The sequence below is a fragment of the uncultured Exiguobacterium sp. genome (assembly GCF_964277885.1).
Lineage (GTDB): Bacteria > Bacillota > Bacilli > Exiguobacteriales > Exiguobacteriaceae > Exiguobacterium_A.
The window spans coordinates 436,726-458,622 of sequence record NZ_CAXYJR010000005.1 but is presented as its reverse complement, the minus strand read 5'-3'; the positions used below and the strand labels follow the sequence as shown (position 1 = coordinate 458,622).

The window sequence follows — 21,897 nt, the reverse complement described above, 5'->3', positions numbered from 1 at the left end:
TTTATTCCCCCATTTTCTCGGCTTCTACAAGCCAGACGAAGTGATTGTATTGTGTGAAGTTAACAGTGAATCCCCGTGCTGTAAACAATTCTTCCATGACTGGAATCAACGGGTAAAACTCGCGTTCGAGATCGTCCGCTAACGCATCGAACCCTTGAGCGCGTGCTTCGCGAATCGTTTGCAGGCGTGCCTCTTCTGAGACGAACATCGTATCCGCGTAGACGATTTTTCCGTCTGCCGGTAAATGTGACGCCATCAGCTCGATTGCTTCTCCCTTTTCCTCATCTGTTAGATGATGAAACGCATATGTCGAAACGAAACTGCGTGCTTCGTTCGCTTCGAACGAGAGGAAGTGACCATCCTGTACAGCAAGCGACGGAATCTTTTCCGTCAAGATCGCCCGCATCTCCGGACTTGGTTCGACGGCGAGTACAGCGTCGTGACGTGCCAGAAGACGTTGTGTCAGGTTCCCTGTGCCTGCTCCGAATTCAATGACCGGCGACTGCGCTTTATCCGCTACTGTATCCAAAATCTCATCGTATCGACGAAAGACCTCTTTATACTCCGGATCGTGTCCGGTTACTGTCTCGTCATACGTCGATGCCCATTCTGTGAAAACATCCATAAAACGTACTGTCATGCCTTGTCGTCCTCCATCTCACCAGTTAATTCCGAGTAATCGGATATGAATTAAAGTAATTTTCCTTATTCGCATTGTAGCAAGGAGATTCTATCCTGGCAAGCGACCGGCTCGAAAAACTTCCAGAAAACAAAAAAAAAGGCGTTGCCGGCGAACCGACAACACGAATAATGTGGTTAGAAATGCTACGAAGGAAAACCCAGCTCCATTCGGAATTGTTCGCTCTTCCGCGTGGAGGACGGCGCCTGTTCGACATGATTGCCAGCTTACGTTCACTTCCTGATCGGTCCTTTCGATCCACCACCTGTTCATTGCACCGCTTCGTCTTTGGGGGACGACTTAAGGGGAAACAATACACCGGCTTAGGATGGGAGAAAGGGTTCAGGACTTGAATCGTATTGAACGATCATCTCTGCTAGACTTCCTATAATGCATTTCTAGAAGTTGTTATGAATATACCATTCATATTTCGACGTTGTCAACGGATTATTGTAAATATTCCGACAATTTAACAAAAAGAAAAATCCAGTCGGACTTTTCTTACCGTTCTTGACAGAAAGCAAAGACGTTTTGAACGGACTGGAAAGCATAAAGTCGCTCTACGACTTGGTTTTCTTCAATTCGCAACAACGCAGGAACACTCATGACACGGGCTTCTTCTAAGAAATCCGGAATGAAATTCCCGTTCGCCTTCTGAATCGATTGACCTGATTCCGTCGCTTCAACGATATCGAGCATACGCTCCGCGATGGCGCATGTCCCGCACATCGGTGCATAGACATACAATAGCCCGTTTTCCGGGACGGTCGTGACCTCTTGCATGACGGTCGCTCCTTTCTTCGTGGTATCTGTCGTCAGTATACAAAAAAAAGAGAGCGGACGAAACGCAAGCGCCTCGTTCACTCTCTTTTCGTTAAGTATTACTCGTTGATCATCGATTTGTACGCTGCAGCGTCCATCAATGCCTCGACTTGTGAAGCATCTTCGATTTCGATGTCGACCATCCATGCGCCTTCGAATGGTGACTCGTTGACGAGTTCTGGGGAATCCGAAAGGTTTTCGTTGATGGCAACGACTTTACCAGAGATCGGTGCATATAATTCCGAGACTGTCTTGACCGACTCAACTGAACCGAATGGCTCGTTTGCTGAGATCGTATCCCCGACTTCAGGCAATTCGACGAAGACGATATCCCCGAGTTCGTGTTGCGCGAAATCCGTGATTCCGATGCGCGCCTTGTTTCCTGATACTTCGACCCATTCATGTTCTTCCGAATAGCGTAAGTTGTCTTTTACTTGACTCATTTCCGATTCCCCCTGTGGACTAATTTGGACTAACGTGTTCAGTATACCAAAATCGACTCTGAACTTAATACCATTTTCCTTGATACATTTCTTCCTTGAAGCCGATCGTGACGTCTTTCCCGTCTGTGACGATCGGACGCTTCAACAACATGCCGTCACTTGCGAGTAACTTGTATTGCTCGTCTTCCGATAACTCTGGAAGTTTGTCCTTAATCCCTTGCGAACGGTATGATTGACCGCTCGTATTGAAGAATTTCTTCAGTGGCTCTCCACTCTTTTGATGAAGTTCCTGGATCGTCGTTGCAGATGGTGTTTCCTCGACGATATGTTTGTAGTCCACTTCGACACCGTGCTGTTCGAGTGCTTTTTTCGCTTTGACGCACGTACTACATTTCGGATAGCCGTACATCGTGACTGTTTTTGTCATGTTCCTCACCTCACCTTCAAGAGTAGCAGATGAATCACTTCTGCTTCAAGCGTGCGAGCGCCCCGTCAATCTGATCTTGGTGATGGGCGTCATGGGCAATGAACGACTCGACGAAGGTCTGCGGTCGGAAATCCTCATAGGTCGCTTCAAATTGCTCGTCAGACAAACGATCGAGGTGATTGACGATGTCACGCCGGACGCTGATTGCTTTCTTCAATAAGGCGAGCGGATCGATATGATGCGCATATTCGACCGCCAGTCGATTGAACTGATCAAAATCCGTCTCGACGAGCGTCAACGGTTCATCCGGTAACTTCGAGATGGCATGATCGTAATAAAATCGGTCCCATAAATACAGATGACTGACGCACTCAAGGACGGTCCACTTATTAAGCGCAAGCGGCAGATCCCATTCTTCCGGCGACAAACGTTCAAGGGATTGATAGTAGGCAATCGCAAATTGCAGTTCAACCAATTCTTGGCGCATCTCGTTTTCCTCCTCCAACCAAAAACTTCGCCTTTACAGAGATTTTCCCTGCAAAGGCGAAGCGGTAAACCTGACTTAGACCGTATATTTGTTTGACTCGATGAGGCGTTTTGCGATATCGCGTTTCGTACCGATGACGTTGATTGGCTGATAACGGCTGAATTTTTTCAGCGCTGAGAGCAACATCCGGAGTTCGTCGCCGCTTGCTGCCGCGTAGAGTGTCTCTTTCGCGTCACGCTCGACAGCTTCGAACGCTTGTTGTGCGAAGACTTCCGTGTAACGGACTTTCAGTTCGCTCTTCTCGATTCCTTTGTCGGCAATCGCTTTGTCCGTCCGGACGATTGCTGACTCCAGCGCATAGATCGCACTCATGATGTCGGCTGTATTCGCTAAAATCTCTTGCTCGCCTTGGAGTTTGTCCTGGTATTTCTGGACCGCTGTTCCGGCAGTCAACAAGAAGATCTTCTTCATCATCGCGAGTAAGTGGCGTTCGCGATCAAGTGGTGCTGTTCCGATTTCTGTCGGCATGAAGCTCATCACTTCTTGTTGCAGACGCTGTGCTTCCGCAAGCAACGGCAACTCGCCTTTCATCGCTTTCTTCAGCAACGTTCCTGGAACGAGAAGACGATTGATCTCGTTCGTTCCTTCGAAGATCCGGTTGATCCGCGAATCTCGGTACATGTTCTCGACTTCATATTCTGCCATGAAGCCGTAACCACCGTGAATCTGGACCGCTTCATCGATGACGTAATCAAATGTTTCCGAAGCAAAGACTTTGTTCATCGAGCATTCGATTGCGTACTCCGCGATCGCATCGGCGATTTTCTTACCGTCCTTGCTCTCTTCTTCTGACAACTGATCGAGGCTGTCTTGGAACAGACCACCTGTCCGGTAGACCGAACTTTCCATCGCATACGTCTGTGCTGCCATCGTCGCGAGTTTTTCTTGAATCAATGGGAACGAGCTGATTGGTGTCTTGAACTGTTTCCGTTCATTCGAGTACTGGACTGCGAGATCAATCGCCCGTTTTGACGAACCGACAGCACCAACAGCTAATTTATAACGACCGACGTTCAAGATGTTGAAGGCGATGACGTGACCGCGTCCGATCTCACCAAGAACGTTATCGACTGGTACTTCTGCATCTTGTAAGATCAACGTCCGTGTCGATGATCCTTTGATTCCCATCTTCTGTTCCTCGACGCCTGTCGAGACGCCTGGATACGATCCTTCGACGAGGAAGGCGGTGAACTTGTCACCGTCGATTTTTGCGTAGACGACGAACAAGCTTGCAAAACCAGCGTTCGTGATCCATTGTTTTTCACCGTTCAAGATGTAGTGCGTACCAGCTTCATTCAAGACAGCCGTCGTTTTAGCACCAAGAGCATCCGAACCAGAGCCTGGCTCTGTCAACGCGTACGAAGCGATCCACTCCCCTGAAGCGAGTTTCGGCAAGTATTTATGCTTTTGCTCTTCGTTACCGAAGAAGACGATCGGCAACGAACCGATTCCGACGTGTGCGCCATAGCTGAGGGCGAATGAACGACCGCGTGCGAACTTCTCCGTGATGATTGAAGACGAGATCTTATCCATCTGATAGCCGCCGTATGCTTCTGGAACGTCTGCGCCGAGTAGACCTAGCTCGCCTGCTTCGCGGAGGAGACCGACTGACAGTTCGAACTCGTGTTTTTCGATCCGGTCAAGGACAGGAACGACACGATCTTCGACGAACTTCGCTGTCATGTCACCGACCATTTTGTGTTCTTCCGAGAAATCCTCTGGTGTGAAGAGACGTTCTGGTGCTAACTCATCTAATACGAAACTGCCACCTTTGATTAATTCGTTTGTCGTTTGGCTCATTGTCCTGTTCCTCCTTCAACTAGTTCGAATACGCCTGCTGCGCCCATTCCGCCACCAATACACATCGAGACGACACCATACTGGACATTTCGGCGTTTCATTTCATGCAAGAGCGTCAATGTGAGTTTTGTTCCTGTACAACCAAGTGGGTGACCAAGGGCGATCGCTCCACCGTTGACGTTGACGATGTCTTCGTTTAATCCAAGTTCGCGGATGACACCGAGTGACTGCGAAGCGAACGCTTCGTTCAACTCGATCAATCCGACGTCCTCAAGCGTGATGCCTGCGAGGTCCAGTGCCTTCGGAATCGCGACGACTGGTCCGATCCCCATCACTTCCGGACGGACACCACCGACCGCAAATGATTTGAATTTACCGAGAATCGGTAACCCTTGGCGTTCTGCTTCTTCCCGTTCCATGACGAGGACAGCAGCGGCACCGTCTGACGTCTGCGAAGAGTTCCCTGCTGTGACGCTGCCGCCGAGACGGAACGCTGGACGAAGTTTTGCGAGACCTTCCGGTGACGAATCCGGACGAACGCCTTCATCGTGCTCGACGACGAATGTCTTCTCTTCGATTTTCAGTTCATCATTGACGAATTGTTCCGTCACCGTTACCGGAACGATCTCGTCGACGAACTTACCAGCCGCGATTGCTGCTGCTGCCTTTTGGTGACTCTTCAAGGCAAACGCATCTTGATCTTCCCGTGAGACATTGTAGGTCGCAGCGACTTGCTCCGCTGTATGCCCCATGCTCATGTAGTATTCCGGTGCCGTGTCGACGATCGACGGATTAGGTCGGACGACGTGCCCCGGCATCGGGACTTGGCTCATCGATTCAAGTCCTCCAGCGACGACCGCAGTTGCTTGCCTCGTCATGATCTTCATCGCCGCGTCAGCGATCGATTGTAATCCACTTGAGCAATACCGGTTGATCGTGATTGCCGGTACCTCATGGGATAATCCACCGAGGACTGAAGCGTAACGGGCGATGTTCATCCCCTGCTCTGCTTCCGGTAAGGCACATCCGAGAATGACGTCATCGACCGCTCCCGTGTAGCCGGACCGTTTCAACGTTTCCTGGATGGCGATGCCTGCTAATTCATCCGAGCGCATCGATTTGAATGCGCCCTTTTTTGCTTTTCCGACCGGTGTCCGTGCACCGGCGACGATTACTGCTTCCTTCATCCGAATCCCCCCAGTCCTCAGTTACGAAGCGGCTTGCCTTTGACGAGCATGTGCTGCATCCGTTGTTGTGTCTTCATCTCACCGATCAGGCTCAAGAATGCTTCCCGTTCGATGTCGAGCATATATTGTTCATCGACGTGGCTACCGAAGGCGACGTTTCCACCAGCGATGACGTGTGCGAGTTTACTAGCGATTTTCAAGTCGTGTTCCGAGATATAACCGCCGTAGAACATTTCGCGTGTCGCGAGTTCAAGCGTTGCTTTCCCAGCACGACCGACGACTGGAATCTTCGCTTTCGCCGGTGCCGTGTAGCCAGTCCGGTCGAGTTCAAGGACGAGTTGTTTCGCATCATACGTCAAGTGATCCCGGTTCATCGAAATCTGATCAACAGAGCGGACATATCCGAGTTCGCGTGCTTCAAAGGCTGATTTTGAGACTTTTGCCATCGCGACGTTTTCGAACGTTTTTTGTGCTGCTTTCTCGATGTTAACGAGTCCGTCTGGTGTGTTTTCTAACAGTCGACGGTACGTATTGACGTTTCCGCCGCCTCCTGGAATTAGACCGACACCGACTTCGACGAGACCCATGTACGTTTCAAGACCAGCTTGCAGGCGAGCTGCCGGAAGCGAGATTTCTGTACCGCCACCAAGCGTCATCCCTTGTGGAGCAGCGACGATCGGACGCGATGCGTAACGAATCTTTTGAATCGATTGTTGGAACTTGTTGATGATCCAGTCGAGTTCGAACCAGTTTTCATCTTCCGCTTCCATCAGCATCATCGCTAGGTTCGCACCGACACAGAAGTTCTTGCCATCGTTCGCGATGACGAGACCACGGTGGTTTTTCTCAACGAGATCGACCGACTGTTCGATCATCTGCATGATGTCGACACCGATCGCATTGCTCTTCGATGTGAACTCGAGCACAGCAACATCGTCGCCGATATCAAGCAGGCGTGCCCCGTTGTTCTCAAGGAGAACACCGTTTGACTTCCGGACGTCGCGGAGACGGATTTCCTTCGGATTGACCGTTGCACCAACGTAGTCTTTCGTTGTAACGTCATAATGACGACCGGACGCATCATAGAAGCTCGTTTTTCCTGCTGCGATCATCTCATCGACCCATGCCGGTACTGCGTAACCATCTTGTTTCATTTTTGCGACCGTTTTCTCGACACCGAGTGCGTCCCATGTCTCGAACGGTCCCAACTTCCAGCCGAAGCCCCATTTCATCGCTTCGTCGATCGCTTTAATGTCGTCTGCGATCTCACCTGTCAGCTGAGCCGAGTAGAGCAATGTTTTCGCATGAATCGGCCAGAGTAAGGCGCCGACACGATCTTGCGCGAAGACGACGGCTTTCAGTTTATTTTTTGCGCCCGGAAGTGCTTTAGCTTGTCCGATCGACGGTTCAGTAAGCGCTTTCTTTTCAACGTACTCAAATGTTTCGAGATCAAGTTCAAGGATCTGTTTTCCGACTTTCTTATAGAACCCTTGACCCGTCTTCGCACCGAGTGATCCTTGTTCAACAAGGCGACGCATCTCAGACGGAACCGCGAACGTCTCCTTCTCTTCGCCTTCTGGCAACAAGTCATAGACGTTGTTTGCAACGTGAACGAACGTGTCGATGCCGACGACGTCGAGTGTCCGGAACGTCGCTGACCCTGGGCGACCAAGTAGTGGACCTGTGACGGAATCGACCTCCCCGATCGAATAGCCACCTTTTTTCATCTCATCCATCGTCACGAGGAGACCGTATGTCCCGATTCGGTTGCCGATGAAGTTCGGTGTGTCCTTCGCGATGACGACACCTTTCCCGAGTCGTTCTTCTGCGAATTGTTTCATGAAGTCGACGACACGTGGATCCGTGTCTGACGTCGGAATCAATTCGAGTAACTTCAGATAACGTGGTGGGTTAAAGAAGTGTGTCCCGAGGAAACGACGGTTAAATGATTCCGAACGCCCTTCACGCATCGCTTCGATCGAGATGCCTGATGTGTTCGAACTGACGATCGCGTCTTCCCGAATGAACGGTTCGATCGATTTAAACAATTGCTGTTTGACATCGAGTCGTTCGACGACGACTTCGACGATCCAGTCCGCTTCTTTCAGACGCTCTAAGTCGTCTTCTAAGTTTCCAACCTCGATGAAGTCGATCAATTTCTTCGACGCGAGTGGTGCTGGGTTTTGTTTCAAGAGTTTTTCGCGGTTATCGCGCGCGATACGGGAACGGACGCGCGGATCACTCAGCGTCAAGCCCTGCTTCTCTTCTTGTGCCGTAAGTTCTTTTGGTACGATATCAAGCATCAATGTCCGTATGCCAGCATTCGCAAGATGTGCCGCGATGCCTGCACCCATCACCCCTGAACCGATGATGACGGCGAATTGGATGTGTTTCGTCAACTGGATTGTGGTCGGCTGACCGATTTGACTCGCCATGATATACCCCCTGATTTTAAATTGAATGAACAACCATTCATTATACTGACAAAAAAAGAAGCCGAACGACTTTGGTGTGCTTCTTCTACATCTTCATCATAAATGAATAATGATTCAGTAGCAATAAAAAATCAGTCAATGGACAAATTTTCCTGTTAGACTGATAAAAAGGAGTGGATGCAAATGAGTCAAACCGAGCATGTATGGAATCAAAAAGCCGCTGACTGGGCGGATCGTGCTGACGATATGTGGACGAACGGCAGTCGGAAAACCGTTTTGCCGTTCTTACGAAAAACGATCACCGGTGGTCGTTTGCTTGATCTCGGTTGCGGTGATGGTGCAGCCTGTCGCTTACTGACACCGGACTTTCAGACAGTCGGACTTGATGTCTCAGACGAGATGATCCGAATTGCCCGTGAGAAGTCACCCGAGCAGACGTTCATCGTCGGGACGGGTGAAGCGTTACCGTTCGCCGATCATGCGTTTGATGTCGTACTCGCCGTCAACTCACTTGAATGGTCGACACGTCCTGTTCAAGTGCTGCAAGAAATCGAACGCGTCGCCCCGCTTGTCGTCATCAGTTTACTTGGTCCGACAGCCGCACCACGGCAACTTGCTTACCGTCGTCTCTACGGTGAAGAAGTCGCGATGGGGAATACGATGATGCCGTGGGAACTGCTGCAGCTAGCGAAAGAACGGGGCTGGACGTTACTCGATGAAGCGATCATTCAAAAAGAAGGAGCTGTCATGACGGGGCATCGGTTACTGGATCAAGCCCATGCTTTCTCGTGTTTGTTTGCTTTTCAGACGACGGCTGTGAGAGAGAGATAACTATGTCATATACAACCTTTTATACATTTATTTTGTTTGCGTTAGGTATCAATCTGTTGTTTTATATCGATTCACTTGATGTTTTAGAACGATGGCAATATTTCTTATTGTACATGGTCTTTCTAATGGGTATACCTGAACTCGGAAGACGCCTTTTTCGGCGCTATCAAGAAAAACGATTCCACCCGCAGACCTCTATCTTCCTTGTCATTCTTGTATTTGCAGGCATGCTGTTTTTAGGAAATGTCATTTTGCCGTAATGATCGATGAAACTCCATCATCAAAAACCTCACTGTCTTCTCACCCGCTTTCCTCAGGCGAGACACAAGCCAGTCTTCCTCATCCTTCGGATGACGAATCCGGGTCTTGTTTGTCTCTGACAGCGCGAGATGAAACGTCGCGCTTTTTCCTGTAGGAGTCGGGTGAAGACATGTGAGGAGGGTGAACGTATTCAATACTAAAAGCGATCGATTCCATTGACGGAAATCGATCGCTTTTGATGTGAGTTCATCTAGGACGAAACCGGGCATCTTCGACTCCTACAGGAAAAGGAAGCATGAACTATGCTTCCGTCAGGGAAGAGGAAGACCCGGCAAATCACATGGAATGTGAGATGCCGCGGCTTACTTCCCGCCTGAGGAAAGTGAAGATGCTAGGGACGTCCGGTATACTATGCTTCATCCTCCGTGCGTTCGCTGATGTACCTGTCGCAACCACTCTTCAACTAAGACAAGATCCGATTGTTCTTCCCATTTCAGTCGGAAATAGAGTGTCTGTAGCAATTGTTTGACGTTACGATACGTCGTCCACTCCGCATCTCCCCACGTCACGTCACTCTCAAGCCACTCCTTAATATTATGTTCGATTCGTTGTAATAGGACATCTTCCGACAGTCCATGGCGACAAGCTTGCAACCATGCCGTCACCATCCGGTCCGCTTCTTCATCGACATAGAGATAATCGGACCGTGTCAACTGACGAATCATCGCATCAATCGCTCCGAGCTCCTCCTCTGGACGACTCGCTGGGTGCGTAAACCAAACCGCATAGACATCGGCAATATGTGCCATGCTGTGTGCCCACCCCATTCCGTCAATGAATCCACGGACATCCTTTTCTTGCTCCAGATAAGTTTGTAAGTAAGTGGACAGCCGATCCAACTGACTTTGCGTCAATAAGTGTCGGGTTTTGTCCATCACTAACAATTCAGCGAGTGCTAATGCTGAAAATGATCGCGTCAGAACAGCTGTTGTGTCCGCTGTTCCCATTCTATACATCAATCCATGCCCGCTTAAAATGAAATCGAAAATTTGATTGGTGTCTTCTATCGTAAATGACTCTGATGCGATGTAGATCGCTAACTGCGGATAGATCAATCCATCTCGTAACTCAGAATCCGTCGAACCGATATGTAGAAGTAACTCATCGAGTAATGCAGGCGTTACAGGCGCGTCTTGTTGCAGCAGTTCCTTGAATTCTTGTTCTGTGCGTGCCATTCTGTCCTCTCCTCTCTGAATCAAAAAAGACGATGCAGCGCTGCATCGCCTTCTCTTCTTATCCTTTGACCATTCCTTTGAGAACGAAGGCAACGTTTGCCGGTCGCTCTGCTAAGCGGCGCATGAAGTAACCGTACCAGTCACGTCCATAAGGGACGTAGACACGGACTTTATAGCCTTGTTTGACGAGTTCGAGTTGACGCTCGACCCGGATGCCGAATAACATCTGGAATTCGAACTGGTCTTTTTCGATTCCGTTTTCTTTAGCGTGACGGATGACTTGCTCGATCATCGCATCGTCATGCGTTGCGACGGCAGCATAGTTTCCGAGTGATAATTGTAACTTCACGAGCTTAATGTAGTTATGATCGACATCTTCCTTCTCTGGGAACGCAACCGTTGCCGGTTCTTTATATGCCCCTTTGACAATCCGGAGATTCGTCTCGAAGCGTCCGACACGTTTGATATCATCTTCCGACCGGTAAAGATACGACTGGATGACTGTTCCGATGTTATCGAAAGATTGGCGCAATTCTTCAAACAATTGAATCGTCTTTTCACAACGTGGCTCATCTTCCATATCAATCGTGACGAAGACACCGAGTTCTTTTGCCCGCGTTAAGATCCGTTCCATGTTCGAGCGAATCAAGTCGTCCGAGATATCGAGTCCGAGTGATGTCAGTTTCAACGAGAGTTGCGAGTCTAATTTTTCTTCCGCAATCATCTCAACCGCACGAATACATTCTTGTGTCATCATCTCTGCTTCACCCACCGTCGAGATGAACTCCCCTAAATGGTCCATCGTGACGCATAACCCTTTTGCGTTCAATTCCTGGATCGCCCGTTTCGATGCTTCCAATGAATCCCCTGCCACGAAGCGACTTGCTCCGAATTTAAGCCCGTATCGCTTGGCGAGACCGTTCAATGTCTTGTTTTGCGATAAGAAGATAAAACCATCCCGTAGTACTTTTTCCATCACTCATGATTCCCCCTAAATAAATGCTAGGCTGTTTTACCGTATCGGTTCACATCTCTGCACTCATATTATGCCATAAAGCGCTTACATGCGCTCTTTATTTCGTTTATTTTTGAGAATCCGTTGAGCAACAAGTCCTACGGCAAAGAATAGGACGTATAGTCCGATGGCAACGAAAAATTGCCAGGAGAACGGATCACGCAGGCTTGAGCCGATATTATTGTAAACGAACGCACCGGGAATGATCCCGATGTAGTTGGCGATGGCGAACTGTTTAAAGCGGATTTTTGATAGACCGGACGCATAGCTGATCGCGTCAAATGGAAACAGTGGAATCAATCGAACGACGAGCACGACGAGGAAACCGTTCGTCGCAATCCGTTCGTCGAGCACGTTCAGCTTCCCTTTCCCGATCAATTTCTCGACGCCACGGCGACCGAGCAACCGGGCGATCCAAAAGCTGAGTAAACCGCCGGTGCCGGCACCAATGACGTCGAGTAGCGTTCCGAGCCATGGACCGTACGTGTAACCGCCAAAGACGGTCAACAGACTCGCCGGGAAAAAGACGAGTGGTCGAATGGTGTAAGCGAGTACGTAAAGCAACATACCGGTCAGACCTTGATCCCGTACCCAATCCGATAATGCCTGAATATCAAATTGCTCCAGCATTCCAGACATCCGGAAGTACAGGAGCAACCCAAGACCAAACATAAAATACAGCGTAAGCGGGAGCCAGTCCCGGAGCCGTAATTTCTTCATGACATCGTCGCTGGAGCAACGTAGTAGAAAATCGAAAGGAAGATCAGAACACTGCCGGCAAGAACGAACAGATGCCAAATCGCGTGGTTATACGGCAAGCGTGCCCAGACGTAGAAGATGACGCCGAGCGAGTACGCAAGGCCACCACCAAGGAGCAGTAAGAATCCTTGGAATCCGAGCGCTTCATAGATCGGTTTGATCGCAAACAGACAACACCAGCCGAGGATCAGATAAGACGCATTCGAGATCCAGACGTATTTACCGGTCGAATAGAGTTTCCAGATGATGCCGAGCGTCCCGACACCCCAGACGATGCCAAGCAATGTCCAGCCGAGTGGACCACGGAGTGTGATCAAGGCGAACGGTGTATAACTACCAGCAATCAACAGATAGATGCCGGCGTGATCTAAAATTTGCAAGACCTTATTCGCTTTCGTGTGCATCAGCGAGTGCATCAAGGTCGAGAACAGATAAAGGAGAATCATCGTTGCCCCAAAGATACTGACAGCCGTGACGTTCCAAGCGCTGCCGGATTTCGTCGCCTGCAGGATCAACATCACGAGCGCGACGATACTGAAAATGACACCCAATCCGTGTGTAATGGCACTGGCGATCTCCTCTTTCAAGGAATCCCCTTTTGCGAGTAGCTCTTCGATCGTTTCTTTCGATTGTTGCTTGATCGTTTGCTTGATTTCTTTTTTCGTAACCAATCGAACACCTACTTTCTAAAAACAAAGGACTATGCTTTTGATTATACGCCCTCATGCAACAGCGTGCCTATCGAAACATTCTGTCGATTTGATGACAACTGTCATCTGATTGTCTTTTCCCGCCCACACAAAAATCCACACCGCCTAGGCGATGTGGATATGCCTTACCATTGTTCAATATCCGGACGATCCTTGAATGTCGATTTTGTTCCGTGACGTTCGTTCAGGACCGCTTCGACTTCTTTGAAGGAGACACCACGGTCAGCAAGCAAGACCGTTAAGTGGTACAACAAGTCCGCTGTCTCTTCGGCTAACGTATCGTTACCGGCGAGTACGACTTCAAATGCCTCTTCACCGAACTTCTTCGCGATCTTCTCGTACCCGGAAGCAATCAAATAGTTCGTATAGGATTCTGCTTCCTTTGCCTCAATCTTCGCTTTGACGGTCTGTTCCAGTTCGTATAACATTTGGCACCTCCACTTCTGTATAGAAACAACTGCGATTTCCGGTATGGCATGTCGGACCATTCGCTTTGACTGCGATCAAAAGACTATCCTGATCACAATCGATCCACATCCGTTTGAGTTCAAGCGTGTTCCCGCTCGTCTCGCCTTTCGTCCAGAGACGATTCTTCGTCCGCGAGAAGAAGGTGACAAGACCGGTCGCAAGCGTCTTATCATAAGCGGCTTGGTCCATGAAGCCAACCATTAAAACATCGTTCGTCTGCTCGTCGACGACGACGGCAGCGACGAGTCCTTTTGAAAAATTCAATGTCGTCATCGGACTTCGACTCCTCGTTCTTTGAGGTAGGCTTTTGTTTCTGGCATCGTGTACGTCGCTTCATGGAAGATCGAAGCAGCAAGAGCCGCGTCCGCGCCTGCCTCTAGTCCTTCCGCTAAGTGATCGAGTGTTCCGACCCCACCGGAAGCAATGATCGGCACGTTGACGACTTCACGCAGACGACGGATCAAGGCGAGATCATAGCCGTCTTTTGTTCCGTCAGCGTCCATCGACGTGACGAGTAACTCGCCGGCACCCAGCGCAACGGCTTCCTGTGCCCACTCGATCGCGTCACGTCCGACCGGTTGTGTTCCACCGTGTGAGAAGACACCCCACGAGTCGCCGGTCTGTTTCGCATCGATCGCGACGACTGTCGCTTGGACACCGAACAGGCGGCTGACTTCTTGAATCAGTTGCGGATTTTGAAGCGCCGACGAGTTCAGTGAGACTTTATCAGCACCGGCACGAATTAAGCGTTTCGCGTCTTCAATCGTCTTGATTCCGCCACCGACCGTAAACGGCATGTAAATGACTTCCGCAACGCGTTCGACGATATCAAGCATCGTCTCGCGTCCTTCTTGGGTTGCTGAGATATCGAGCAGGACGAGTTCGTCCGCCCCTTGCTCGTAATAATACTTTGCGACGGCGACCGGGTCGCCGAGATCACGTAAGTTCTGGAATTTAACCCCTTTGACGACGCGTCCTTCCTTGACGTCAAGACAGGGAATGATACGTTTCATCAACATACGCGTAACACCTCTTTTAAGGCGAGGGATCCGTCGAGCAACGCCCGACCGACGACGGCTCCGTCCATGCCGATTTCTTTGAGGCGCGCAACGTCATCGACTGTGGTCACACCACCAGAAGCGATCAATTCGACCCCTTCCCGTTTTAAGCGATCAAGTCCATCGACATCCGGTCCCATCATCATTCCGTCACGCGAAATGTCTGTATAAAGGAACGTCTTGATCCCTTTACCGATCAAGTGCGTCATCGCCTCTTCGAGCGTCCAACCGCTCGCTTCGAGCCAACCGCGTGTTTGAACGATGCCTTCTTTGGCATCTAACGCAACGGCTAGTTTATCACCAGCAAGAGCGATCATCTGCTCAAGTAACGCTTCGTCTTCAAGAGCGACCGTGCCGACGAGAATCCGGTCGATCCCGGCACCGACGTATGCTTCGACCGTCTCGATGTTACGGACACCACCACCAGCTTCAACGAACAACCCGGTCTCCTTTTTGATGTCGGCGATCAAGTTCAAGTGCAGCGGTTCGCCGGCTTTTGCACCGTCAAGATCGATCAAGTGAATCGCTGTTGCCCCGTCTTCCTTGAAGCGCTTCGCGATCGTCAGCGCATCGCCGAAGAATGTCTGTTGGTCAAAATCTCCTTGCTTCAGGCGTACGGCCTGTCCGCTCATTAAATCGATTGCTGGGTAGAGTTGCATGTCGTCTCTCTCCATTCCTTCAGTAATTTCAATCCGACTTCGCCACTCTTTTCCGGGTGGAACTGCATCCCGGTGACTTGTCCTTTTTGAACGATCGCTGGGACGAGGCGTCCGTATTCGACCGAGTCGACGATCCATTCTGGGTCACAGACGGCACCGTACGAGTGGACAAAATAGACGGCTTCGCCGTGGTTCGTCAGCTGGTGCCAACCCATGTGTGGCAAGCGGACATCGCTCGGTAGTTTTTCGATCGTACCCGGTAAAATGCCGAGACCTTCCGTCAGTCCATCTTCGTCACTCGATTCAAAGAGCAGTTGCATCCCGAGACAAATCCCGAGAAACGGTTTCTTTTCGGCTTGTTCTTTTAAGAAGTCGACCAGTCCCGTTTCCTTCAAGCGCTCCATTGCCGGTGCATAGGCACCGACACCGGGTAAGACGAGTGCTTCAGCTTGCTCCAGTAGTTCAGCATCATTCGTGACGATGACTGCCTCACCGAGCTGTTTTAATACCCGCTCAATGTTTGCGATATTCCCGACGCCATAATCGACGATTGCTATCATTGATCAATCAACCCTTTCGTAGACGGTACGCCTTCACTCGTCACGGCAACGGCCTGACGAACAGCCCGACCGAGTGCTTTGAACAACCCTTCGATCATGTGGTGCGTGTTCGAACCATACAAGACTTCGGCATGAATCGTCATCCGGGCACTGCGCGATAAGCCTTGGAAGAACTCTTCTGCGAGTTCCGTATCAAAGTCACCGAGCTTCGGATTCTTGAAGCTAGCACGGAAGACCGTGAACGGACGACCGCTGAAGTCGAGGACGACTGACGCGAGTGTCTCGTCCATCGGCACACGGGATTCACCGTAGCGTTCAATCCCGGCTTTATCGCCGAGCGCTTCCGTCAACGCTGCCCCGAGGACGATTGCGGTATCTTCGACCGTGTGATGGGCATCGATCCACGTATCACCTTTGGCTGTTACCTTCAGACCAATCCGGGCCTGGAAGGCAAATAACGTCAACATATGATCAAAGAAGCCGACACCCGTCTTAATCTCAACCGGACCTCCTGCGAGATCGACCTCGACCTTGATGTCTGACTCTGTACTTACTCGTTCGTTTGCGCCACGCCGCATCGTAATTCCTCCTCTACACACGTTTCTAATACTTGCATTGCTTCTGGTGATCCACAACTGACACGGAACGCCTGGTCAAACAAGCGAATCCGTAATCCGGCGTCAGCACAACGCTGCGTAAAGCGTTCGGCTTCCGGATATTCGACGTAGACGAAGTTCGCCGCACTCGGATACGTCTTGCCGATTGGCGCGAGAATCCGTTCGATCGCTTCACGGCTCGCATACGTTTCTTCTAAGACCCGATCGAGTTCCGGTTCTGCCATGATGGCGATACCAACAGCTGCTGATAGACCAGAGACGTTGTATGGTGATTTGATTTGTTGGATTTCTTCGATGATTTGTTCGCTCGCGATGACGAATCCGAGTCGGAGTGATGCGAGCCCGAACGCTTTTGAGAGCGTCCGTAAGATGATCGCTTTCGGATATTCTTCCAGTAAGTGAAGCATCGACTGTTCGAGCGCGAAGTCGATGTACGCCTCATCAATGACGACGTATTTACCACTATCAAGCAAACGACGGATGTCTGCTTCCTTGCGAAGGACACCAGACGGATTGTGCGGGTGACTCAAGAAGATGATCTCACCAGGAGCTGCGATCAATCCGTCGACGTCAAGCGCCATCTCGTCGAGTAACGGCACGCGTTCAAACGGTGCCCGTGCTCGGTCAGCGTAGAACTGGTACATGACGAAGTCCGGTTCCGAGGCGATGACTGGCATCCCGGGTCCGCCGTAGCGGGCACATAAGTAGCCGATCAACTCATCCGAGCCGTTCCCGGCGACGAGTTGCGTCGGACGGACACCAGCGTACGTCGCGTATGATGCCTTAACTTGATCGATGATCTCGACAGGATATTCATTTAAAGGGAACGTTGCGATCAATTCCTGGATCGCTTCGATCCCGACTGGACTATGGGTCGTGAATCGTTCGTTTTGGTGTAATCGCATTAGTCTTCCCTCACTTCGATGGCTTGTGCGTGTGCTTCGAGTCCTTCAACCCGGGCAACGGTCTTCGCTGCGTTCGCGAGACGTTGTACGCCTGCGCGTGTGGCTTCGAGCATCGTCTGGTGACGCAGGAACGTCCGCGCTGATAATCCAGACGCAAAACGAGCTGTGCCGGATGTCGGTAAGACATGGTTCGTTCCGGCGACGTAATCGCCGAGCGTTTCCGGTGTTTCGTGACCGAGGAAAATCATGCCGGCGTGACGGATCGATTTGACGACTTCTTGCGGATTGGCAACGGCAAGTTCCAAGTGTTCCGCTGCGAGACGGTTCGCTTCTTCGATTGCTGTTTCGAGTGGAGCAACGAAGACGCCACCGTTTTCCATCGCACGACGGGCAATCTCTTGACGCGGCAATTGTTGTAAGCGTCGCTCGATCTCTGCATCCACCGCTTGTTTCATCTCTTCCGTCGGCACGAAGGCGATTGCGACAGCGTCACGATCGTGTTCAGCTTGAGCAAGTAAGTCCGCAGCGATCCGGTCTGGATGCGCTGTTTCGTCCGCGATGACGACGACTTCCGATGGACCGGCGACCGAGTCGATGCCAACGATCCCGTAAACTTGGCGTTTTGCTTCAGCGACGAAGCGGTTCCCGGGTCCGACGATCAAATCGACAGCTTGGATGCTTTCTGTTCCGAATGTCAGCGCGGCGACAGCTTGCGCTCCACCAATCGTATAGATTTCTGTCACACCAGCGATCCGTGCCGCAACGAGCACCTCGTCACTTAAGTTCGTCATCGGCGTCACCATGACGACCCGTTCGACACCGGCGACTTTTGCTGGAATGGCGTTCATCAAGACCGTCGACGGATAACTGGCTGCACCACCTGGAACGTAAATCCCAACCGAATCGACGGGAACGAAACGTTGACGTCGTGTCACGTCTGCTTCGACGAGTTCGATGTCAGATGGTAGTTCTTGTTCGTGCCATTCGACGAGTCGTGTCGCCATCAACTTCAACGAGTCGATCAAGTTAGCGTCTGCCTGTTCGAACGCTTGTGTGATCCGTGTTTCACTAAGACGGAAATCCTCAAGATCGACCTGATCGAATTGGTTCGTATAATCGCGGACAGCAGCGTCACCGTCTGTTGCGACGCGTTCGAGAATCGCGCGGACCGCGAGCTCCGTGTCGCGATCGATGCTGAAAGGTTTTGTCGGTGTCATGATCGTGTCACTCCTTCTGTCAATTGCTCGAGCAAGCGGATGACTTCCACCCGCTTCCGTTTTAACGTCCATTCGCTCGTAAAGAATCGAGCGCTGATATCGATGATTTTTTCATATTCGTTTAGTCCGTTCGCCCGTAACGTCTCACCTGTCTCGACGATATCGACGATCGCGTCAGCCAAACCGAGTAACGGTGCTAGTTCAACGGATCCGTTCAACGGTACGATGTCGACGTCGACACCGAGTTCGCTGAAGTAGCGTTTTGCGATAACCGGATACTTCGTCGCAATCCGGACACGGCGCCCACCTTCAAATTGCAAGGGCTCCTTCGCACAGACGGACATTCGGCAGACGCCGAACGGTAATTCTGCGAGTTCCGATAGTTCTTGATCCGATTCGAGTAAGATATCACTGCCCGTGATTGCGACATCGAGAACACCTTGAGCGACGTACGGAATCAAATCCGATCCTTTCATGAAGACGAATTCGTGCTCGCCCCGTTTGACGATCAGTTCGCGTTCAATGGCTCCCCATGTCTCGACGCCAGCTTCTTTCAGATAACGTTCTGTCGCTTTCGACAGCCGTCCTTTCGTAATTCCGATTCGCATTTAGAGCACCTCCGCCAACCGTTCGACCGAGAATCCGATGCCGAACGCCTGTTGTTCTTGTCCGAATTGTTCATAGAGCCGGTCGTAACGTCCACCAACGAGGACGGGTTCCGTCACGCCTTCGATGAAACCGTGGATCGTGATGCCGTCGTAATACGTTTGTAAGCCCATTTGTCCGAAGTCGAGATCGGCATTGACGGCTTCCGCGAGATCAAGCACGGCATTGAGTCGTGTCTCGTCGACGTACGGTAGGATCGTCTCTGCCCCTTCACGTCCGAATAATAAAGGTAGTTTTGCAAGTAAAGCATCATCGAGTTGACCTGCAATTCGCTTCAGTTCGATGACGTTACGTAAACGAAGCATCTGTGTCACTTGGTCGCGTAAGTGGTGATCACCGACGCGCGTCTCAATCAAATGCTCGATTAGACCGGCATCGCCGATTGAGAGTGTGACTTCTTTTCCTGTCAGTTCCTCAACGAGTCGGACCGCGAGTTGAATTGCTTCGACTTCCGCGATTTGTCCTCGTTCTTCAAAACCGACTTGGAACTTCTCTTCCGGTTGAAAGACCGAGCCACTGTAGAAGACACGTTTATATTGTTCGCGACCACGTTCGCTGAGTGCACGTGCGACACTAGTCGTAAAATCCATTCGAATCTGTTCCCGTCCACCGATTTCCTCAATTAAGGGGGTGATTAATCGGGTATAGTTAGATTGTTCGAGTCCATCTTCGAGCTGACGGATGACCTGCTGGAGCCGCGTTGCCGAGGCACCGACATAGTCCGTCGCTCCATCCTTGAGTCGAATCGTAGAAAATGATTGCATACTCCCACTCCTTTATCTTATTATCACTGTACCACGCTAAATTATTTAACGATAAGATACCGCGTTTCGGGCACATTGTCAATCGCTTTGCTTGCCAATTCTAAAAAATCGGAGGGTTACTCATGCAATTATTGAAATGGGACGGTCACGTCCACAGTCCATATTGTCCACACGGTACGAAGGATCCACTCGAAGCCTACATCGAGCGTGCCTTAGAGCAAGGCTTAGAACGAATCAGCTTCACGGAACATGCCCCTTTACCTGAAGGTGTGACGGATCCTGCGCCAGATAATGATTCCGGAATGTCGTTCGCGACAGCCGATGCCTACCTGAAGGAATTAACGCAACTCCGCGAGACATACAAGAATCAGATCGACATCCGGATCGGGATGGAGTTCGACTACTGGGAAGGGCATGTCGACGGGACACGTGACATCATCGCCCGCTACGCTGACGTCTTGACCGACGGCATTCTCTCACTGCATTACTTATACATTGATGATCAGTATTATGGCGTCGACTTCAGCAAGGAAAGCTTCGGTGAGATCGTCACGAAACTCGGAAGCGTCACGGCGGTCCACGAACGCTATTATGAAGGCATCCAAGCCCTCGTCATGACGGACCTCGGTGCACACCAGCCGAAGCGCCTCGGTCACTTGACGTTACCGACGAAATTCATCCAAGCCTATCCGCTTGAGTCGAACCCAACGAACCTCGACGACACGTTACGGAAGATCCGTCAGGCGAACTTCACACTCGACGTCAACACAGCAGGACTCCGGAAGCCGTTATGTGGTCTTTCCTATCCTTACCCGGAACTCCTGCAAGTCACGCAGTCGTTATCAATTCCGCTCGTCTATGGATCAGATGCCCACCTCGCAAAAGATGTCGGTGCTGATTTCGATTTCAAATGGTAAGAACGTAGATAGATAAAAGATCGCGCGCTTCACTTACTCTGACGGGAGTTGTGTGAAACGCGCGATTTTTTTTATTCTGTTCCCCCATACGGAAACGATCCTGACGTGACGGATGGCAGTGATGCCGCAAGTATTTTAAGACGATCAACTGATACGTTACCGGCTATCAGAACCGTCTGTTCGCCGTCCTGATAAGACAAGCTAGCTTCCCGTTTCGTCTCATGGACGTAAGCTTCTATTCCATTCGACAATGTCATAACCTCCGTCGGTTTGCTGTCCATCGGTTGCTGCGGGAGCTTCGAAACCGTAAGGATTGATTGTTTTCCAGCAAACGTCCATGTGATTGGCGCGTCTTCCGCATCACTCCAACTCATTTCGTTCGTTGTAAATGTCGAAAATGGGAGCTTCAAGCCACGTGATTCCGAGCGTTCCGTTGTAACAGGTCCTGTCGCAGGAAGAACACCAGTTAATATCCAGCGATCAGACTGTTCATAAAACAAAACGATGTAATGATGTGGTCCTTCCGGAGACTGCAGCGTGACAATCGCTTTTTGACCAAGAGTCGCTTCCGACAAGATATCATCATTAGTAGGTACGGCGGTTTGTCCGTTTTTATAGGTCAGCTGTATTTGCTCGACGCTCGCTTTGCCCGGTGTATCTGCATCGACGGATGGCTCTTTAATTAAAATTTCTTCGACTTCATTTTGTCCTTTAGTTGGTTTCACGGATGCAACTTCTGCAGATGATTTTACAGCATGATCTTTCGTCTCCGTTGCACATCCCGATAAGACGCAACTACTGATCAATACAATAGTTGTCATCGACTTCGTAAAACGCATTTTTCCTCCCCCTTACCATACCTTTACTTCTTTTAGTATGGCAGGTCGATACCTGCTAGTATCCGAATAAATTCTC

The 21,897-nt window shown here is 50.5% G+C and carries 24 protein-coding genes and 1 pseudogene; 3 read left to right on the top strand and 22 right to left on the bottom strand.

Features of this window, described 5'->3' with window-relative positions; translation table 11 throughout:
* Position 1: 1 nt before the first annotated feature.
* From ACHWTJ_RS04015 to ACHWTJ_RS03980, 8 genes are all read right to left on the bottom strand, one after another.
* Positions 2–640: a class I SAM-dependent methyltransferase gene (locus ACHWTJ_RS04015; RefSeq protein WP_394679162.1), complete on the bottom strand. Its 639-nt coding sequence runs from the start codon at positions 638–640 to the stop codon at positions 2–4.
* A 540-nt stretch (positions 641–1,180) separates the two neighbouring features.
* The gene (locus ACHWTJ_RS04010; RefSeq protein WP_023469167.1) at positions 1,181–1,462 is read right to left on the bottom strand and encodes a thioredoxin family protein; all 282 of its coding nucleotides are present in this window, start codon (positions 1,460–1,462) and stop codon (positions 1,181–1,183) included.
* Between the two features lie 98 nt (positions 1,463–1,560).
* A complete protein-coding gene (gene gcvH / locus ACHWTJ_RS04005; RefSeq protein WP_029342437.1) occupies positions 1,561–1,944 on the bottom strand; it encodes a glycine cleavage system protein GcvH in 384 nt (127 codons plus the stop codon).
* A 64-nt stretch (positions 1,945–2,008) separates the two neighbouring features.
* A complete protein-coding gene (locus ACHWTJ_RS04000; RefSeq protein ID WP_023469169.1) occupies positions 2,009–2,371 on the bottom strand; it encodes an arsenate reductase family protein in 363 nt (120 codons plus the stop codon).
* A 34-nt stretch (positions 2,372–2,405) separates the two neighbouring features.
* Positions 2,406–2,858, bottom strand: a complete 453-nt coding sequence (locus tag ACHWTJ_RS03995) for a DinB family protein (protein ID WP_394679161.1) — start codon at positions 2,856–2,858, stop codon at positions 2,406–2,408.
* Between the two features lie 75 nt (positions 2,859–2,933).
* Positions 2,934–4,718, bottom strand: coding sequence for an acyl-CoA dehydrogenase family protein (locus tag ACHWTJ_RS03990; protein ID WP_023469171.1), 1,785 nt, complete (start codon positions 4,716–4,718; stop codon positions 2,934–2,936).
* A complete protein-coding gene (locus ACHWTJ_RS03985) occupies positions 4,715–5,905 on the bottom strand; it encodes an acetyl-CoA C-acetyltransferase (RefSeq protein WP_394679160.1) in 1,191 nt (396 codons plus the stop codon). Before ACHWTJ_RS03985 ends, ACHWTJ_RS03990 begins: the two co-directional genes overlap by 4 nt.
* 17 nt (positions 5,906–5,922) lie before the next feature.
* A complete protein-coding gene (locus ACHWTJ_RS03980) occupies positions 5,923–8,340 on the bottom strand; it encodes a 3-hydroxyacyl-CoA dehydrogenase NAD-binding domain-containing protein (RefSeq protein ID WP_394679159.1) in 2,418 nt (805 codons plus the stop codon).
* A gap of 183 nt (positions 8,341–8,523) precedes the next feature.
* Between ACHWTJ_RS03980 and ACHWTJ_RS03975 the strand changes: the two genes are divergently transcribed.
* Entirely contained in the window at positions 8,524–9,171 is a 648-nt protein-coding gene (locus tag ACHWTJ_RS03975; protein WP_294740335.1) for a class I SAM-dependent methyltransferase, read from the top strand.
* Positions 9,172–9,173: 2 nt separating this feature from the next.
* Positions 9,174–9,431 carry a hypothetical protein gene (locus ACHWTJ_RS03970; RefSeq protein WP_394679158.1) on the top strand — a complete coding sequence of 86 codons (258 nt, stop codon included), beginning with the start codon at positions 9,174–9,176 and terminating at the stop codon, positions 9,429–9,431.
* Between the two features lie 417 nt (positions 9,432–9,848).
* On the opposite strand, the gene ACHWTJ_RS03965 is transcribed toward ACHWTJ_RS03970, so the two are convergent.
* From ACHWTJ_RS03965 to ACHWTJ_RS03905, 13 genes and pseudogenes are all read right to left on the bottom strand, one after another.
* Entirely contained in the window at positions 9,849–10,667 is an 819-nt protein-coding gene (locus ACHWTJ_RS03965) for a DUF2785 domain-containing protein (protein ID WP_294745166.1), read from the bottom strand.
* A 58-nt stretch (positions 10,668–10,725) separates the two neighbouring features.
* The gene (locus ACHWTJ_RS03960) at positions 10,726–11,643 is read right to left on the bottom strand and encodes a proline dehydrogenase (protein WP_294752094.1); all 918 of its coding nucleotides are present in this window, start codon (positions 11,641–11,643) and stop codon (positions 10,726–10,728) included.
* 84 nt (positions 11,644–11,727) lie between these two features.
* Complete coding sequence (locus ACHWTJ_RS03955; RefSeq protein WP_394679157.1) at positions 11,728–12,402, bottom strand: TVP38/TMEM64 family protein; 675 nt, start codon at positions 12,400–12,402, stop codon at positions 11,728–11,730.
* Positions 12,399–13,058, bottom strand: a complete 660-nt coding sequence (locus ACHWTJ_RS03950) for a hemolysin III family protein (protein WP_195865500.1) — start codon at positions 13,056–13,058, stop codon at positions 12,399–12,401. The genes ACHWTJ_RS03955 and ACHWTJ_RS03950 overlap by 4 nt, the downstream gene beginning before the upstream one ends.
* Before the next feature lie 218 nt (positions 13,059–13,276).
* Positions 13,277–13,892: pseudogene (gene hisIE / locus ACHWTJ_RS03945) on the bottom strand (bifunctional phosphoribosyl-AMP cyclohydrolase/phosphoribosyl-ATP diphosphatase HisIE).
* Positions 13,889–14,638 (bottom strand): imidazole glycerol phosphate synthase subunit HisF, encoded by a 750-nt coding sequence (hisF, locus tag ACHWTJ_RS03940; RefSeq protein ID WP_023469183.1) that lies wholly within the window; start codon positions 14,636–14,638, stop codon positions 13,889–13,891. Before hisF ends, hisIE begins: the two are co-directional and overlap by 4 nt.
* Positions 14,632–15,336 carry a 1-(5-phosphoribosyl)-5-[(5-phosphoribosylamino)methylideneamino]imidazole-4-carboxamide isomerase gene (gene hisA, locus ACHWTJ_RS03935; protein ID WP_029342450.1) on the bottom strand — a complete coding sequence of 235 codons (705 nt, stop codon included), beginning with the start codon at positions 15,334–15,336 and terminating at the stop codon, positions 14,632–14,634. The genes hisF and hisA overlap by 7 nt, the downstream gene beginning before the upstream one ends.
* A complete protein-coding gene (gene hisH, locus ACHWTJ_RS03930) occupies positions 15,309–15,896 on the bottom strand; it encodes an imidazole glycerol phosphate synthase subunit HisH (protein ID WP_214852574.1) in 588 nt (195 codons plus the stop codon). Before hisH ends, hisA begins: the two co-directional genes overlap by 28 nt.
* Complete coding sequence (hisB, locus tag ACHWTJ_RS03925) at positions 15,893–16,474, bottom strand: imidazoleglycerol-phosphate dehydratase HisB (protein WP_394679156.1); 582 nt, start codon at positions 16,472–16,474, stop codon at positions 15,893–15,895. The genes hisH and hisB overlap by 4 nt, the downstream gene beginning before the upstream one ends.
* A complete protein-coding gene (locus tag ACHWTJ_RS03920) occupies positions 16,447–17,418 on the bottom strand; it encodes a pyridoxal phosphate-dependent aminotransferase (protein WP_394679155.1) in 972 nt (323 codons plus the stop codon). Before ACHWTJ_RS03920 ends, hisB begins: the two co-directional genes overlap by 28 nt.
* Positions 17,418–18,635 (bottom strand): histidinol dehydrogenase, encoded by a 1,218-nt coding sequence (gene hisD, locus ACHWTJ_RS03915; RefSeq protein ID WP_035405944.1) that lies wholly within the window; start codon positions 18,633–18,635, stop codon positions 17,418–17,420. Before hisD ends, ACHWTJ_RS03920 begins: the two co-directional genes overlap by 1 nt.
* Positions 18,632–19,243, bottom strand: coding sequence for an ATP phosphoribosyltransferase (gene hisG / locus ACHWTJ_RS03910; protein ID WP_023469189.1), 612 nt, complete (start codon positions 19,241–19,243; stop codon positions 18,632–18,634). Before hisG ends, hisD begins: the two co-directional genes overlap by 4 nt.
* Positions 19,244–20,065, bottom strand: coding sequence for an ATP phosphoribosyltransferase regulatory subunit (locus ACHWTJ_RS03905; protein WP_035396343.1), 822 nt, complete (start codon positions 20,063–20,065; stop codon positions 19,244–19,246).
* Positions 20,066–20,187: 122 nt separating this feature from the next.
* On the opposite strand from ACHWTJ_RS03905, the gene hisJ reads away from it, so the two are divergent.
* Positions 20,188–20,982 (top strand): histidinol-phosphatase HisJ, encoded by a 795-nt coding sequence (gene hisJ / locus ACHWTJ_RS03900; RefSeq protein ID WP_023469191.1) that lies wholly within the window; start codon positions 20,188–20,190, stop codon positions 20,980–20,982.
* 71 nt (positions 20,983–21,053) lie between these two features.
* Here the strand turns inward: hisJ and ACHWTJ_RS03895 are convergent, their stop codons facing one another.
* On the bottom strand, positions 21,054–21,821 hold the full coding sequence (locus tag ACHWTJ_RS03895) for a hypothetical protein (protein ID WP_394679154.1): 768 nt from the start codon (positions 21,819–21,821) through the stop codon (positions 21,054–21,056).
* Positions 21,822–21,897: the final 76 nt, after the last annotated feature.

Bases quoted from the DNA above. Each gene is read 5' to 3' on its own strand.
- ACHWTJ_RS04015 (WP_394679162.1), bottom strand. From the start codon at position 640: ATGACAGTACGTTTTATGGATGTTTTCACAGAATGGGCATCGACGTAT.
- ACHWTJ_RS04010 (WP_023469167.1), bottom strand. From the start codon at position 1,462: ATGCAAGAGGTCACGACCGTCCCGGAAAACGGGCTATTGTATGTCTAT.
- gcvH (WP_029342437.1), bottom strand. From the start codon at position 1,944: ATGAGTCAAGTAAAAGACAACTTACGCTATTCGGAAGAACATGAATGG.
- ACHWTJ_RS04000 (WP_023469169.1), bottom strand. From the start codon at position 2,371: ATGACAAAAACAGTCACGATGTACGGCTATCCGAAATGTAGTACGTGC.
- ACHWTJ_RS03995 (WP_394679161.1), bottom strand. From the start codon at position 2,858: ATGCGCCAAGAATTGGTTGAACTGCAATTTGCGATTGCCTACTATCAA.
- ACHWTJ_RS03990 (WP_023469171.1), bottom strand. From the start codon at position 4,718: ATGAGCCAAACGACAAACGAATTAATCAAAGGTGGCAGTTTCGTATTA.
- ACHWTJ_RS03985 (WP_394679160.1), bottom strand. From the start codon at position 5,905: ATGAAGGAAGCAGTAATCGTCGCCGGTGCACGGACACCGGTCGGAAAA.
- ACHWTJ_RS03980 (WP_394679159.1), bottom strand. From the start codon at position 8,340: ATGGCGAGTCAAATCGGTCAGCCGACCACAATCCAGTTGACGAAACAC.
- ACHWTJ_RS03975 (WP_294740335.1), top strand. From the start codon at position 8,524: ATGAGTCAAACCGAGCATGTATGGAATCAAAAAGCCGCTGACTGGGCG.
- ACHWTJ_RS03970 (WP_394679158.1), top strand. From the start codon at position 9,174: ATGTCATATACAACCTTTTATACATTTATTTTGTTTGCGTTAGGTATC.
- ACHWTJ_RS03965 (WP_294745166.1), bottom strand. From the start codon at position 10,667: ATGGCACGCACAGAACAAGAATTCAAGGAACTGCTGCAACAAGACGCG.
- ACHWTJ_RS03960 (WP_294752094.1), bottom strand. From the start codon at position 11,643: ATGGAAAAAGTACTACGGGATGGTTTTATCTTCTTATCGCAAAACAAG.
- ACHWTJ_RS03955 (WP_394679157.1), bottom strand. From the start codon at position 12,402: ATGAAGAAATTACGGCTCCGGGACTGGCTCCCGCTTACGCTGTATTTT.
- hisF (WP_023469183.1), bottom strand. From the start codon at position 14,638: ATGTTGATGAAACGTATCATTCCCTGTCTTGACGTCAAGGAAGGACGC.
- hisA (WP_029342450.1), bottom strand. From the start codon at position 15,336: ATGCAACTCTACCCAGCAATCGATTTAATGAGCGGACAGGCCGTACGC.
- hisH (WP_214852574.1), bottom strand. From the start codon at position 15,896: ATGATAGCAATCGTCGATTATGGCGTCGGGAATATCGCAAACATTGAG.
- hisB (WP_394679156.1), bottom strand. From the start codon at position 16,474: ATGCGGCGTGGCGCAAACGAACGAGTAAGTACAGAGTCAGACATCAAG.
- ACHWTJ_RS03920 (WP_394679155.1), bottom strand. From the start codon at position 17,418: ATGCGATTACACCAAAACGAACGATTCACGACCCATAGTCCAGTCGGG.
- hisD (WP_035405944.1), bottom strand. From the start codon at position 18,635: ATGACACCGACAAAACCTTTCAGCATCGATCGCGACACGGAGCTCGCG.
- hisG (WP_023469189.1), bottom strand. From the start codon at position 19,243: ATGCGAATCGGAATTACGAAAGGACGGCTGTCGAAAGCGACAGAACGT.
- ACHWTJ_RS03905 (WP_035396343.1), bottom strand. From the start codon at position 20,065: ATGCAATCATTTTCTACGATTCGACTCAAGGATGGAGCGACGGACTAT.
- hisJ (WP_023469191.1), top strand. From the start codon at position 20,188: ATGCAATTATTGAAATGGGACGGTCACGTCCACAGTCCATATTGTCCA.
- ACHWTJ_RS03895 (WP_394679154.1), bottom strand. From the start codon at position 21,821: ATGCGTTTTACGAAGTCGATGACAACTATTGTATTGATCAGTAGTTGC.